Genomic DNA, 15,729 nt, shown 5'->3' on the forward strand with positions numbered 1-15,729 from the left:
GCGCGCGGCGCGCCCCGCGCCGCGCGCATACGAGGTCCCCGTAGCCCCCCGCCGACCGTGACCGCCGCTAACGGGCGGCGGCCGGCGTGTCGGTCTCGAGGCTGTCGACGATGAACTGGACGACCTCCCCGACCTTCATGTTGATCACCTGGTCGACGTCCATCTCCGAGAGGAAGCCGACGAAGTCGACGTGGTCCCCGTAGGTCTCCCGGAGCCGGTCGGCGAAGGTCACGAACTCGATGCTCTCGAGCTCGAGGTCCGCGTTGAAGGAGGTGTCCATGTCGATCGACATGTCGACGATGTACTCCTCGCCGATCACGTCGCGCAGGATCTCCGTCACGTCCGCGAGCACCTGGTCGGCGCGGGTCGCCGGGTCCGCGGTCATGGTCGACTGGTCGGTGGTCATCGCTGGGTCTGCTCCTTCTGCTGATCGGGCTGCGTACCGGTCCGTGCGCCCGGCCGGTCACCGGCCGGGCTGGTGGGTTGACCGCCGGGCCGCCGCGTGGGCGGGCTCCCGGCCGCGCCGCCCGGAGGCCTCGCGGATCGCTCGATCCGTGGCGAGGTCCAGGCCACGATGTAGCCGCCGGCGGGTGCGCCGCCGGGTGCGGCGACGCGATCGCCGGTTCCGGCGGTGTGACCGCCGGGTGCGGCGGTGCCGGATGCGGCAGTGTGATCATTCGGTTCGGTGTCGGGACGGGGCCGGCCGGTGGTGTCCATGGTGCGCAGTGCCACCCACCACGTCTCGCTAGCCCCCGCTCCCACTTCCGCCGGGGTGGCGTGCCCGGCCGCGGCCGGTGCCGCCCCCGGCCCGCCGTCCGGGGCGGAGACGGTGACTGGAACCAGCGTCGGGGCCGGCAGGCCGGTCGCCTCGGTCGGCGCGCCGACCAGATGGGCGACCACCCCGCCCGGCCCGCGCGGCACCGCCGCCAGGACGGCGGATCCGCCCGGTCGCGGCCGGCCGACGACGAACCGCCGCTGATCGCCGGCCGGCCCGGTCCCGTACGCCTTCGCGGCGGCCTGCTTCGCCGCGGCGAACCGCGCGAGCCAGACCGCGCGGACATCCGGATCCGCGCCGGCCAGTTCGTCGAGCAGGCTCAGCTCGGATTCGGCGAGCACGGCCGCCTCCGCGTCGGGCCCGCGCCGTTCGATGCGCTCCAGAGCGATCCCCACGCCGCCGACGTCCCGCGGGTCGTCCACCGCGAGGGCGACGGCGATCTCCGGGCGATGGGCGATGCTCACCTCGGGGCGGGTGAGCTCGGGCAGGCCCGGTCGGGTGGGCACCGTGCCGACGACCAGCCGCCCGGACACCAGATCCGTCACGCCGACCTCGATCGGCCACACCGCGCCGGCCCCGCGCTCCCACCAGCGGCGCCGCACGGCGTCCTTGGCCGCGATCCGCCCCAGCAACCAGGACCGGGCAGCCAGCGGATTGTGGCGGGCCAGCCGCGTCCGCTCGTCCGCGTCGAGGTAGTGGCGCAACGACAGCTCCCGGGACGCCGGGTCACGCCAGTGCTCGGTGACCACCACCCAGCCGTCCGGCGTCAGGTGGCTCTGCGTGTTCGCCTCCGGCGCCAGTGCCATCGACCACAGGACGTCGTCCTCGGTGAACCGTCGGTCGGTCCAGCCCTGGATGTGTCCCCACAGCCGTCCGCCGGCGTCCCGGATCTCCATGTCCGCGGTGGCGGTGCGGTCGGTCACATCCCGGATCCGGCCCAGGTAGGACATCCGCGCGCCGACCGGCGGCGGTGGGCCGAAGAACCGCATCGAGGTGACCGAGGCCGGGAAGAGCAGCCAGTCCGACGGCAGGTACTGCATGCCCCAGTAGCCGAAGAACTGGCCGGCGTTGTCGAGCAGCGCGCCGCTGGCGGGCGTCACCCGCAGCCAGCCGCGCAGCCCTGTCGGGGCCATCCCGTCGACGGACTCGACGCCCTGGTAGCCGGGCCCGTGGAAGAGCAGCCGGTCGTCGTAGATCGCGCGGCCGGTGTGCGGGGACGGCGACTCGCCGGGGATCACGACCTCCCCCGCCGCGCCCGGCGCCGGGACGAACCCGGTGGCCGTGTCGGTCACCGGCGGCGGCGCCGGGTAGGCGTCGGCGAAGACGACCGTCGCCCGCGTGTAGCCGACGACGTCCACCCGGACCTCGTCCGGGCCCAGCGGCGCGCAGGTGATCGTGACCTGCACCGGCGGCTCGATCGCCAGCCAGCGGGTGGCCCGCACGTCCCGGACGGCCACCACCGCGCGGCCGGGCATCAGCGCGCTCGCCTCAGCCATGATCATTTCAAGCACGCCGGTCAGTGGCACGACCGGGAACAGGTCGGACGGGTCGGACCACCCCGGGGGCTGCCGGTAGAAGCAGTGGTCGGCGACCTCGGGCATCGTCGCCAGCGAGAGCTCCCGCCGCACGGTCCGCCCACCACCCGGCCCACTCGCCGCCGGCCCACTCGCCGCCGGCGCGGCCGGCGCAACAGGCACGGAGGTCGCCGCCGGCGCCGTCGAGGGGGGACCGGACGCCCGCGTCGCGGCCCAGCGGTCGGTGACGGTGGACATCACCGCTCTCGCGTCCGTGACCGCCGCGCCCAGCTCGGCGAGGACGGCATGCCGCGCGGGCCCGCCGAGCCCGTCGGCCACCTGGGCCGGCGTCTCGCCGACGGGACGTCCCGCGGCCTCGCCGCTGATCCGGGACGGGAGCGACGCCGCGAGGTCCGGCGCGTCCGCCCCGAGCCGGACGAGCGGCGTGCCCAGGCGCAGCCGCACCGCGCGCCCGGGCCGAGCCGACGCGGCCGTCTGAGGCACCCGGGGCGCCCGCGGCTCCCTGGCCGGAACGGTGGCGGGCTCTGGTCTGGTGTGGCAGGGCAGGACGTCCAGGCGCGGCGCGGCGCCCTCGGCCCACAGCGCGACCGCGACCCGCCGGAGCTGGTCGAGGCCGGACCGCTTGACGGTGTTCGTGACCAGCGACGCGTGCTCGTCCCCCGGCCCGTTGAGGGTGTCGTCGACGAATCCGGCGACGCTGCCCATCCCGACCTGCACGAACACCCGGACGCCCGCGGAGTGCAGGCGCCGCGTCAGCTCCCGGAAACGCACCGGCTCGAGCAGGTGCCGGACGGCCAGCTCCCGGATGTCGTCGTGTCCGGATGGATACGGAGCCACCGTGGTGGCGGACCACACAGGCACCCGCGCCGCGTGCAAGGGGGTGTTGTAAAGGCCGTCCTGCAGGCGCTTGAGGTGCGGCCGCAGGAACGGGGAGTGGAAGCCCGAGCGGAACGGCAGCGTCTGCCCCAGCACCCCGCGGGCGCGCAGGCGGGCGAGCGCGGTCTCGACGCTTTCCACCCGCCCGCAGATGATCGACTGGTGCGGGCAGTTGTCGTGCGAGACCACGATCTCGGGCAGTCCGGCGATCACCTCGGCGGCGACCTCCGCGCCGCAGCCCAGCGCACCGAACACGACACCGGGCACCTCGAGCGAGGCCGGGTCGAAGACCTCGATGAACTCGTCGGCGTAGTCGTCGCTCATCAGCCCGGCCGAGAGCATCGCGTTCCACTCGCCCACGCTGTGCCCGGCGACCAGGTCGGGGACCACCCCGAGGCGACGCAGCGCCGTGTCGAGGACCCGTCCCACCTGGACGCTGGCGACGCCGTGGCTGCCGAGCTCGGCGGTGTCGCCCACCTCCGGACGCGGCAGGCCGAAGTGGTCGCACACGTCGTCGATCCGCGGGGCGAACTTGTCCTCCAGACCGCAGAACAGGAACGCCAGCCGCGGTCCGCCCGCGGCGTCGGACGCCGGGCGGTCGCCGAGCAGGGGCTCGGGGACGAACCAGAGATCGTTCCGCCCGCGCCAGGCGGTGCCGCGGGCCGCCACCGTGCGGGCCAGCGCGAGCCGGCGCGGGGTGGGCGCCACCAGCGCCAGCCGGAACGGCCCACCCGCCGGCGGGGACGCGGCGTCGTCGCGCCCCAGCAGGTCGGCGTCCGGGACGTCGAGCTGGGCGACGATCTCGGCCGCCGACGAGCCCGCGAACAGCAGGACCCGCTCGGCCTCCGGGTCGGGCCCGAGCACGGCACCCGTCCCGGCGGCGGCGACGGCGGTGGCGGCGGAACCGACGGAACCGCCGAAGCTCACCGGGTTGACGGCGCCGGCGTGGTCGTCGAGGCACTCCTCCAGGACGACGTGCGCGTTCACGCCGCCGAACCCGAAGGCGTTCACCCCCGCCCGCCGCGGCGCGGAACCGGACGGCTCCCACTCGGCCGCCGTCCGGACCGGGGCGAAACGGCTCCCGTCGAACAGCGGGTGCGGCTCGTCGCAGTGCAGCGTCGGCGGCAGGGTGCGGTGGTGCAGCGCCAGCGCGGCCTTGATCAGCCCGGCCATGCCGGCGGCGGGCATCGCGTGCCCGATCATCGACTTCACCGACCCGAGGCCGACGGGGCTCGCCCCGACCTCGCCGCCGAAGACCTTCGCCAGCGTCGAGAGCTCGGTCCCGTCGCCGGCCGGAGTCGCGGTTCCGTGCGCCTCGATCAGCCCGACCGCGCCGGGCGCCGCCGGGTCGAGGCCGGCGTCCGCCCAGGCCCGCTCGATCGCCAGGATCTGCCCGGAGGACGCGGGTGCCATCAGGCTCGCGGTGCGCCCGTCGCTGGACGTCCCGGCGCCGCGCAGCACGGCGTAGACCCGGTCGCCGTCGCGGCGGGCGTCGGCCAGCCGCTTCAGGACGATCATCCCGACGCCCTCGCCCATGAGCAGGCCGTCGGCACGGCGGTCGAACGGCCGGATCCGCTGGGTGGGCGAGAGCGCCCGCAGCAGCGTGAACAGGCTCCAGAACGAGACCTCGTGCACGATGTGCACGCCGCCGACGATCATCGCGCCGGCCCGGCCGCCGGCCAGCTCCCGCACCGCGATGTCCACCGCGACCAGGGACGACGCGCAGGCCGCGTCGATCGTGTACGCCGGGCCGTGCAGGTCGAGACGGTTCGCGATCCGCGAGGCCGCCAGGTTCGGCACCAGGCCGATGGACGCCTCCGGCCGCTGCGGCCCCAGCCGGGCCAGGAACGCGTCGACGACCTGGTCGACGGCCGCGTCCGGGACGTCCGGCAGCACCTCGCGCAGCGTGGTCGCCAGTTGGTGCGAGGTGCGGACCCGCTGCTCGAGCCGGGCGACACCCGGCCCGACGTAGCCGCCGCGGCCCACCACGACGCCGACGCGGCCGCGGTCACCGAGCGTCTCGGCCCCGCCGGCGTCGTCCATGGCCTCGGCGGCGAGCCGCAGCGCGAGCAGCTGGTCGGGCTCCGCCCAGTCGACCGAGACCGGGACGATGCCGAACCGGGCCGGGTCGAACGTCGCCAGGTCGTCGACGAACCCGCCGCGCCGGCAGTAGAAGCCCGCGCCGTCCGGCCGCCGGCCGCCGTCGCGCCGGTCGCCGCCGGGCTGCCGGTCGCCGTCCGTGGCCGGCCCGGCGTAGTACTCGTCGAGGTCCCAGCGGCCCGGTGGGACGTCGCTGATCGCGTCCACGCCACCGACGATGTTGTGCCAGTAGGTGTCCAGGTCGCCCGCGCCGGGGAACAGCGCGGACATCCCGACGATCGCGATCTCCTGCCCGCCCGCGCCGCGGGGGCCGCCGCCGCTGTGGCGGGATGTGTCACCCATCGAACGACCCGACTCCCGCGCACATGTAGACGACCTGGGTCGGCGCGTCCGCGACCGGCTCACCGAGCTCTCGCAGCAACGCGGCGACCCCTTCGCCGGGGTCGATCAGGCCGATGCCCCGGCGGGCGTACTCCCGGGACAGCTCGGCGGACACCATCCCACGGCCGGCGGCCGTGTCGGTGCCCCAGGGACCCCAGTCGACGCTGACCACCCGGCCGGCGAAGCGCGCCGAGGCGGTGTGCGCGAGGGCGTCCAGGGCGTCGTTGGCGGCGGCGTAGTCGACCTGCCCGCGATTGCCGAACACCCCGGCCACGCTGCCGAAGAGCACAACGAAGCCCACATCGGGCCGCAGCGCGTCCAGTAGGGCGCGCGCCCCGTCGACCTTCGTGCGGAACACCCGGTCGAAGGACTCCGGCGACTTGTCCCGCAGCAGCCGGTCCTCCAGGACGCCGGCGCCGTGCACGACACCGTCCAACCGGCCGTGGCGGGCGTAGACGTCGGCGACGACACCGGCGACGGCGGTGACGTCCCGCACGTCGATCGGGTGGTAGCGCACCGACGCGGCGACCTCCCGCAGCGCGGCGAGCGTGGCACGGATCTCCCGCTCGGCCAGGATCCGCCCGATGCGCGCCTCGATCTCGGCCGGGCGGCGCACCCCCGTCGCGATCAGGGCCCGGCGCAGCGCCGGGGCGTCGAGCGCACCCGCCGTGGCCTCGTCCTCGGGCGCGTCCGGGACGGGCGTGCGCCCGACCAGCTCGACCGCGCAGCCGGTGGCACCCGCAAGCGCCAGCGCGGTACGGGCCGTGATCCCACGCGCACCACCGGTCAGCAGGACGACGCCGGACCTGTCCAGCCCCGGCGGAGCGGCGGCGGCCCGAGGCGATCCGGCGGCCGCGGACCCCGGCCCGGCGGTGACCGCGACCAGGTCGGACATCCGCAGCTCGGGCGCGATCCGGACGCCGTCGCGGTAGCCGACGACGACCGGCGCGGCCGGGTCGAGCATCTCCGCGAGCAGGCTCTCCGCGATCCGCCGCGGCTGCGCCTTGGGATGGACGTCCACCAGCCTGATCAGGAGGTCGGGCAGCTCACGGGCCAGGGTCCGGACCAGCCCGGCCATGCCGGCGCCCGGGCCCGGGTCGCCGATCTCGCCGTTGCGGCCGAGATCACCACCGAGGCCGGTGACCGCGACGAGCCGCCGGATTCCGGCCAGCGCGGCGGCGCGCAGCGCCGGGAACGCCGCCGGCAGACCGCCCACCGGCCCCGCCGAGCCCTCGGCCGAGGCGGCCCAGAACAGCCCGTCGGCGGCGATGCCGGAGGCGACCAGCTCGCCCAGGGCGGCGTCGTTCGCCGAGATGATGCGGACCTGCGCCCCGGCCTGCTCCAGCAGGGTCGACAGCGCGAGGCCGATCCCGAGCCCGCCGTCGACGACGGCGAACCGGGCGCCGTCCAGCACCGCCGCCCGACCAGCGGCGACGACGTCATCCCAGGACGGCAGCGGAGCCAGTTCGGTGGACTCCACCACGAACCGACGCAGCGGCACCCGCTCGGCGAACACCGGGTCCGTCGAGCCCCGCGGGGCCGAACGCACCCCCCAGCTCTCCGGTGCCGACGCGGGCCGTGGCGGGGCACCGGCCGGCGCTCCGAGCGGCGCGGACATCACCGGAACACCCGCCGGCACCGGAACGGCCGTGGCCGGCGCCGCGGCGGCCGACGGCACGCCAGCCCTGTTCCGCGTACCCGGCGCGGGCGGCCTCGCCGCGGCCGTTGCCGCAGCGGTTGCCGGGACGGCGGACGCCGGGACCGCCGCCGACCCGGCCCACGGCCCGCCGGACTGCCCCCGGCCGCCGGCGCCGTCGGCGGACCGACGCTCGGCGCGGCTCTGCTCGGGCACCTCGACCTGTCCGGGCCCGGCCCATCCCGCGCCGGCGCCGGCGCCGGGCCCCGCACCGTGGCCGGTTCCGTCCCCGGCGGTGATCGCCGGGGTGGCGGCCTGGTCGGTGGACTGGTGCTCCACGATCCAGGAAACGATCCCCCGGACCGTCTTCACCGCCGCCAACTCCTCCACCACCGACTCATCCACATCGCCCGCACCCACACCAGCCAGACCCACCCGGCCCGCAAGCTCCCCCAGAATCTCCGTCCGCTTGATCGAATCGATCGACAGATCAGCCTCAAGATCCAGATCCGGCTCCAACATCTCCGCCGGATAACCCGTCAGATCCGCGATCACCCCCACCACCGCATCCGCCACAGCCTCCGCCGACAACCCGGCGGACGGCCCACCCGCGGGCGCGGACCCCTCGGCCGCGGCCAGGGGGGCGCCGGCCGGAAGCACGGCAGGCACCGTGCCGGCGGACGGACCGGCGGCCTGGTCGGTGGACTGGTGCTCCACGATCCAGGAAACGATCCCCCGGACCGTCTTCACCGCCGCCAACTCCTCCACCACCGACTCATCCACATCGCCCGCACCCACACCAGCCAGACCCACCCGGCCCGCAAGCTCCCCCAGAATCTCCGTCCGCTTGATCGAATCGATCGACAGATCAGCCTCAAGATCCAGATCCGGCTCCAACATCTCCGCCGGATAACCCGTCAGATCCGCGATCACCCCCACCACCGCATCCGCCACAGCCTCCGCCGACAACCCGGCAGCAGCCGATACGCCCGCCTCCACCGCGGCCGGCACGGCGGCGACCAGCGCACCGGCCTCCACCGCGGCCGGCATGGCGACAACCGGCGCCGGCATGGCCGGGGCCGACGCGGCCGGGGCCGGCAGGGTGGTTGCCGGCGTCCACCGCCCGGCACCGTGCTCGACCGGCGCGGCCGCGGCGCCACCCAGATACGTCAGCAGGACGTCACGCTGCGCCGCAACAAGATCACGACCCGTCCGCAGGAACTCGAGGACGGCCGCGTCGGCGGGGCTGGCGACCGGGGCCGGGGCAGCCGGACGGCCGTCGACCACCTGCTCGCCGGAAGTCCCGGCGGCGGCGAGCGCGGGCCCGGACCCGTTCGGCCCCGGGTACCAGCCGTCGCGGTGCCCGTTCGCGTGCCCGTTCATCATCTGAGGGCCGTCCACTGGAGTGCCTCCTGCCGATCCGCCGGCCACCACTGGGCCGCCCACAACTGGGTCGGCCACCGCTGGGCCGGGCGCGAGCACGCGCCAGGCCCCGGGGCCGTCCTGCCTGCCTGTGTCACCGGACCCACCCGTCCCAGCCGTGGCCGGCTCGGTCCCCACCGCCGGCGCGACCGGCGGAACCCGCCGGGCGGGCCGCAGACCACCGGGCAGGTAACCGCCCTGGCCGGTCCGCACATACGCGCCGTCGATCAGCCAGCCCGGGCGCCGCGGCATCCCGTCGGCCGGGACCGTGCGGGTGTCGCGGCCCGCGAACAGGGCCGACGGGTCCATCTCCACTCCGGCCGCCGCGAGCTCGGCCACCGCGAGCAGCAGCCGGCGCAGGCCGTGCTCCCCCGGTGCGTCGGTCGCCACGACCCGGTGCGGACGTCCGGCGAGAATCTTCGCCGTGAGCTGGGAGAGCACCCGGCCCGGCCCGGTCTCGACGAAGACCCGCACGCCGGCCGCGTACATCGCCTCGATCTGCTCGACGAAGCGAACGGGGGCCGCGACCTGGCCGGCCAGCGTCGCGCGCGTGCCGTCCGGGGTCCGCGGGTAGGGCGCGGCGGTCGTGTTGGACCACACCGGCAGCGTGAGATCGCCGACGGCCGTGGCGGCGAGCTCACCGGCCAGCGCCTGGGCCGCGCCGGCGATCACCGGGCTGTGAAAGGCGCAGGCCACCGGGATGCGCCGGGCCGAGAGTCCGGCGTCCTTGAGCCGGCCGACCGCGGCGTCGACGTCGGCGGTCGGCCCGGAGATCACGGTCTGGCGGGGCGCGTTCTGGTTGGCGAGCGCCACTCCCGCCGCGGTGCCGTCGGCGGCGGGCACACCGAGCACGTCCCGGATCTGGTCGGCCGTCGCCGACACCGCGGCCATGGTGCCCGGGTCGCCGCCGGCCGCCGCGAGGATCGCGTCGGCGCGGGCCCGGCTGAGGCGGACGAGGTCGGCCCGGTCGTACGCCCCAGCCGCGCACAGCGCGACCAGCTCGCCGTAGGAGTGACCGGCGACGTGGTCGGGACGGATCTTCAGCCCGGCCAGGATGTCGTGGACGGCCAGCCCGGCCATTCCCAGCGCGGGCTGCGCCGCCCGGGTGTCGGTCAGCGCCGCGGCCTGGGCCGCCCGCTCGGTGTCGCTGAAGGCGGCCGGGGGGAACATCGTGGCGGCGACATCCGGGGCGAGCTCCAGCAGGGAGCGCAGGCGCGGGAAGGCCACGAAGAGATCCGCGAGCATCCCGGGCCGCTGGCTGCCCTGGCCGGGGAAGAGGAACGCCACCGAACCGGAGCCAGAGCCCGCGACGGACGTCCCAGCACCGGCGGAGGTGGCACCGGAGGCGCCGGCCGTTCCGCCCGCGGCGCCGGCCTCGTCCTCGGCGTGGACGAACACGCCGAGGCGGGAGTCGGACCGCGGCTCCCGCGCCCGGTCGAGGGCGGCGGCGAGCTCGTCCAGCTCGTCGACGACGAAGGCGATCCGCACCGGGCCGCCTCGCTCCTCGGCCGCGGTGCGGGCGAGATCGCGCAGGTGGTAGGGCCGGCCTGCCTCCTCGTTGGCGCGGGCCAGCTCGGCGAGGCGGTCCAGCCGGCGCAGCGCGGCGGCCCGGTCCCGGCCGCGGATCACGAACAGCTCCGCCGGCCACCGGTCCAGGCCGTGCGCGGGCTCCGGTGCCTTGTCGTAGGCCGACACGACGACGTGGAAGTTCGTCCCGCCGAACCCGAAGGCGGACAGGCCGGCGTGGCGGCGCCCGGCGGGCGCGATCCACGGACGGGCCTGGTCGTCGAAGTAGAACGGGCTGCTCTCCCGCTCCCAGTACGGGTTGGGGCGGTCCACGTGCAGCGTCGGCGGCCGCACACCGGTCTCCACCGCGCGTGCCACCTTGACCAGCCCGGCCAGGCCCGCGGCGCACTTCGTGTGGCCGATCTGCGACTTCACCGAACCGACCGCGCACTGGCCGACGGCGGCGCCGTGCTCGGTGAACACCTCGGTGAGCGTGGCGAGCTCGGTGCGGTCCCCCACGACTGTTCCGGTGGCGTGCGCCTCCAGCATGCCGACCTCGGACGGCGAGATTCCCGCCGTCGCGTAGGCCCGCTCGAGGGAGATGACCTGCCCGGCCTTGCGCGGCGCGGTCAGGCCGAGCGCCCGGCCGTCGGAGGAGCCTGCGACCGACCGGATGACGGCGCGGATCCGGTCACCGTCGCGCTGCGCGTCCGCGAGGCGCTTGAGAACGACGACGGCGACACCCTCACCGAGGCTGGTGCCGTCCGCGCTGGAGTCGAAGCTGCGGCAACGGCCCCCGGGAGACAGCGCGTGCACCGAGGCGAACAGCAGGAAGTCATGGACGCTGGAATGTGTGTCCACACCCCCGCACAGCACCATGTCGGACGAGCCCGCCGACAGTTCCTTACACGCCGCGTCCAGGGCGGCCAGTGAGGAGGCGCACGCCGCGTCGACGGTGAAGTTCAGGCCACCCAGGTCGAGCCGATTCGCCACCCGTCCCGCTATGACGTTCGCGAGCAGGCCGGGAAAGGAATCCTCGTCGAGCTCGGGCAGGAGCTCCTCGAGCTCGGCGGGAAGCTCACCGACCCAGGCCCGGTGCGCGGAGCGGAATCCATACGTCGTGGAAAGGTCGGACCCTGATTCAGCGCCGAAGACGACGGAGGTGCGTCGGCGGTCGAACGGCCGGTTCTCGTACCCGGCGTCGCGAATCGCCCGGGCGGCGACCTCCAGCGCGAGGAGCTGACCCGGATCAATGCTGCGCAGAGAACGCGGCGGTATTCCGTAGGCGAGCGCGTCGAACGGGATTCTCGGCAGGAATCCGCCCCATTTGGACGGCGTCCGCCGGCCGGCGTCCTTCACGACCGATTCCGGGTCGTAGTAGAGATCCGCGTCCCACCGCTCGGGTGACACCTCTGTTATCGCGTCGACGCCGCCGACCACGTTGGCCCAGTAGTCCTTCTCGTCGGAAGCCCGCGGAAACACCGCTGACATACCGACGATCGCGATGTCGAGCGACCGCGCCGCCTCGCGCACGGCGGCCACGGACCGCGCGGCGCGCTCGGCCTGGTCGCCGTCGGCCGCGTCGGTGCTCCCGGCGGTGCGCTGGGCCGGCAGCGCGGCGACCTGCCCGGTCGGCCCGCCGGCCCGCTCGGCTGCCCGCTCGGCCGCCCGCTCGGCGACGAGCGCCGTGGCCTGCTCGGTCACCTCGGCGTGCAGCCGGCCGATCGTCGTGCGGTCCGATCGCAGGGCCGCCACCTGGCCGATCATGAACATGCCGTCCGTGGCCTGCTCGCGGGGCCCGACCGCGACCAGCTGGCCCCCCTCGCGGCGGACGCCCCGGCTGGCGATCCGCAGCCGGCCCAGGTTGAGCGACTCCAGCTCGGCCCACATCTGCTTGCGCGCCACGCCCGCGGCCGTCAGCTCCTCGCGCCGGCGCAGGAAGGTGTGCACGAACTCGGACTCCACACACCGGGTGGCGTGCCCGGGCGAGGTCTCCAGCAGCACGGTGCGGGTGGCGCCGATCGCCGCCTCCTGGAAACCGGGCATGATCGCGCCGTCGGCGACCGCCTCCTCGGTGAACAGGTAGGCCGTCCCCATGAGCACACCGACCCGCGCGCCGCGGTCGGCCAGCGGCGCCGCCGCCGCCGCGACCATGGCCGCCGAGGTCGCGTCATGGATGCCGCCCGCGAACAGCACGTGGACGTCCTGGAGTGACCCCGGCTCGTCGCCGGCGGCCCGGGCGAAGGCGAGCAGGCGCGTGATCTGCGCCTCCCACAGCGAGAAGCTGGCCCGCGGCCCGACGTGGCCGCCGCACTCGCGGCCCTCGAAGACGAACTTGCGCGCCCCGTCGGTGAGGAAGCGGTCAAGCAGCCCCGGCGAGGGCACGTGCAGGAAGGTGTCGATGCCGGCGGCCTCCAGCGGCGCCGACTGGGCCGGCCGGCCGCCGGCGATCAGCGCGCAGGGCGGGCGCACCTCGTGCACCGCCTCAAGCTGGGCCGCGCGCACCTCGGGCGGCGCGAACCCGAGGATCCCCACGCCCCAGGGCGAGTCGCCGAGCAGCTCGGCGGTCTCCGTCAGCAGCGTCCGGGTCGCGGCGCCGTCCAGCAGCGCGAGCGCGAGGAAGGGCAGCCCGCCCCCGTCGGCCACCGAGCGGGCGAACCGCGCCCGGTCACTGACCCTGGTCATCGGCCCCTGCGCGACCGGGTAGCGCAGCCCGCGGGCGGCCGCGAACGGCGATCCCGGCGCGAGCGGCCGGTGGCGCGCCGCCGAGTCGAGGGCGGTCCGCACGGACTCCCGCACGGCCCGCACCACGGCGCTCGCCGACACATACCGGTCGGCCAGGTCGGCCGCCAGCGCACCGTCCTGCCCGACCGGGAGAAGCTGTTCCCGCAGGTCGCGCCCACCCAGCCGCAGTGCCACCGGGCCCCGCTCGCCGCCGACGGTGGATGCCGTGGCCGCCGGCGCTGTTGCCGCCGGCGCGGCGGACGTCAGCGCGCCGTCGGAGGCGAGCTCGCCGCCGGTGTCCCGGAAATCCGTGGCCGGCTCGTCGCCGTCCTTGGGAGCACCCGTGCCGGCAGGCCAGCCGACCAGCCGGGCGACCGGCAGATCCGGGCGCACGTAGACGCGGTGGCCCTCGATCAGCGCGGTCTCGCTGCCGTCCATGGCGCGAACGGCGGCCGCGATCTCGGTGGGCAGCTCCATCTCGCGAACGAGCGCGAGCTGCGAGTCCAGGACCACACCGGCCGCCCCGCCGGCGATCGCCGCGGCGGCCGTGGCCGGACCAATGCCACCAGCGGCCCACACGGGGGCAACGGTCCCGTCCCGCCGTGTCGCCTTCGCGGCGATCAGGTGCTGTAGCAGAGTGAACGTCGTGAGGTCACCGACCCGTCCGCCGGCCTCACTGCCGCGAGCGACGAGGCCGGCCGCTCCCGATTCGAGCGCGCCCATCGCGTCCGCCACGGACAGCACCTCGACGAGGACACGCCGACCGCGGCCGGCCGCCTCGGCCACCGTCCACGGGGCGTTCACCCCGAGCAGCACCGTGTCGACGCCGGCAGGCAGGTCACCGCTGCCGATCGGGCAGCCCTCGGGGACCCGGACCCCGAACGGCGCGGTCGACCAGGCGGCCGCGGCGGCCGTCGACTCCCGGCCGCGGGCCGGGTCGAGGCCGAGATCGAGGATTCCCAGGCCGCCGGCGTGGCCGACCGCCGCCACCAGGTGCGGCGCGGGCTCACCGAACGGGCTGACGACGACGACCAGATCCCGGTCTCCGGGCTCGACCGCCGCGGGCCTCGGTTGGGCGCTGAACGAGCTGCTCATCGGATGCTCCTCCTGGCCAGGCACCACCGTGATGGGCGACGACCGGGAACGGATGCCGTCGGCGCCGGCCGGCGGGCCGGGGTCGGATTCGGGCGGGCTCGGCCGGCGGGCGCCGGTGAACCACGGGAGAGATCGCCGACAGACCGCCGCTGATCCGCGCGCCTCGCGGTAGTCCGGTGTCGGCGTCGTGGGGCGATCGGCATATCAGGCAGGTGCAACTCCATATGAGGGACAGAACCGGCGACCGGCCCGGACTCCCCGCCGCCGGCGACGATTCGGTCGTAGTGACTGCGGCCCGGTCCGATCGGCTCACCCGAGGCAGCGAACGTGCGCGAAATACTAGCCCGTCCGGACGGGGTCTCCACAACCAGGGCGCGCCACGAAACGATCAGGTGCCCCCGCTCATCACCCACGCACGCCGGCGAACACATGGAACGCGGCGCGGCACGCTCCACGGCGATCTCGGGGCCGACCGCACCCGACGTGTTGTCCCGCTCCACGGGCAGCACGCGTTTCGCCGTACACCCGATGTTCGCCGCGACGATGCCGCACACACGCCTGGAACGGTTGCGATTCTGCACCTCGCCCGGATTCTTTCCGGCGCGCGCACAGAGTGACATGTCATGCCGTCCGGGTGCGGAGCGTCGGCGACCGAAACCACCGGGAATCAGTGCCGGCTTTCCCCGGACCGGCACCGCGGCCCCGACGGCGGACCGCACCCGCATCCCATGACATGACATTCATCCAGCCGTTCCTCCGGTGACGATCTGGAACAGCCACCGACGCCAGCCTGGGCCGGACGGGCGTGCTGTCGGCAGACTCGTCTCTTCTGACCCCCACATACGCAGTGACATGGCCCGTTCAACCTAGTCACCATAACCGAGTGGCCGCAAGCATAAGCGCCGCCCATTTCTCTCGCCCATCTTGGATCCGCCCCCTCGATCGCACTCGATCGCGACAAATACCCAGTTCACAAGGGCTTTTCCAACGCGATCAGGGCACCGCACGGATGTCGCCCGGGCTCCGGGCAAGCCACACGAGACCACGGGGAGCATTCCGCGACGATGCCGAGCAGGCGGCAAGACCACCCGAAGTGACTAGAGCCAGGTCACGGCCTGGGAGTCCTTGCGTCAGAGTGCTCGGACGACTCTCCCGAGTCATTCGTGGATGCCCGGCCAGGGCTCAGGGGCCGCATCGGGTCAGGAGCGCATCGGGTCACCGACGCGTCACCTCAGGGTCTGTCGGGTCAGGGTGTGCCGGGTCAGGGCGCGGCCGGACGGCGGCGGCGACACGACGGCGACTCGGCGACGGCGACCACAGCGACGACCGGCGACGACGACAGCGGCGGCCCGGCGGTCGGCGGGCGAGGCGCAGGCGCCGACCAGCAGCGATCGGCGGCGCGCCGAGAAGGACGGTTCCGACCGGAGTACTCCGAACACCGGTCCACTCGCGGCCAGGGGTCAGGGGGTCACGACCTGCCGCGACGGCCTGTCACGCGCACCGCTGAGGCGGGGCGCTCGTACGGCGGGGGCGGGGCCGCGATCGCGGGGCTCGGCGCCTGGCCGGACTTCGCGAGGAAGGACGACCGAACTGTCACAACGGACGGCCAATCCATCCGGTTCCATGCGGGCCGCTCCATACCGGCGACCTGCTCCATACCGGCGACCGGCGGGGGGGGG

General features: G+C 75.2%; 3 protein-coding genes. All 3 read right to left on the bottom strand.

Annotated features, from left to right (window positions below; translation table 11 throughout):
- Nucleotides 1–67: 67 nt before the first annotated feature.
- From AC559T_RS09760 to AC559T_RS09770, 3 genes are read right to left on the bottom strand one after another with little or no spacing between them, the layout of a single operon-like run.
- Entirely contained in the window at nt 68–406 is a 339-nt protein-coding gene (locus tag AC559T_RS09760; RefSeq protein WP_071066803.1) for an acyl carrier protein, read from the bottom strand.
- Nucleotides 403–5,628 (bottom strand): beta-ketoacyl synthase N-terminal-like domain-containing protein, encoded by a 5,226-nt coding sequence (locus AC559T_RS09765; RefSeq protein WP_498868526.1) that lies wholly within the window; start codon nt 5,626–5,628, stop codon nt 403–405. Before AC559T_RS09765 ends, AC559T_RS09760 begins: the two co-directional genes overlap by 4 nt.
- A complete protein-coding gene (locus AC559T_RS09770) occupies nt 5,621–14,050 on the bottom strand; it encodes an SDR family NAD(P)-dependent oxidoreductase (protein WP_498868527.1) in 8,430 nt (2,809 codons plus the stop codon). The genes AC559T_RS09765 and AC559T_RS09770 overlap by 8 nt, the downstream gene beginning before the upstream one ends.
- Between the last annotated feature and the right edge of the window lie 1,679 nt (nt 14,051–15,729).

Source organism: Frankia sp. Hr75.2 (assembly GCF_949319125.1).
Classification (GTDB): Bacteria; Actinomycetota; Actinomycetes; order Frankiales; family Frankiaceae; genus Parafrankia; species Parafrankia soli.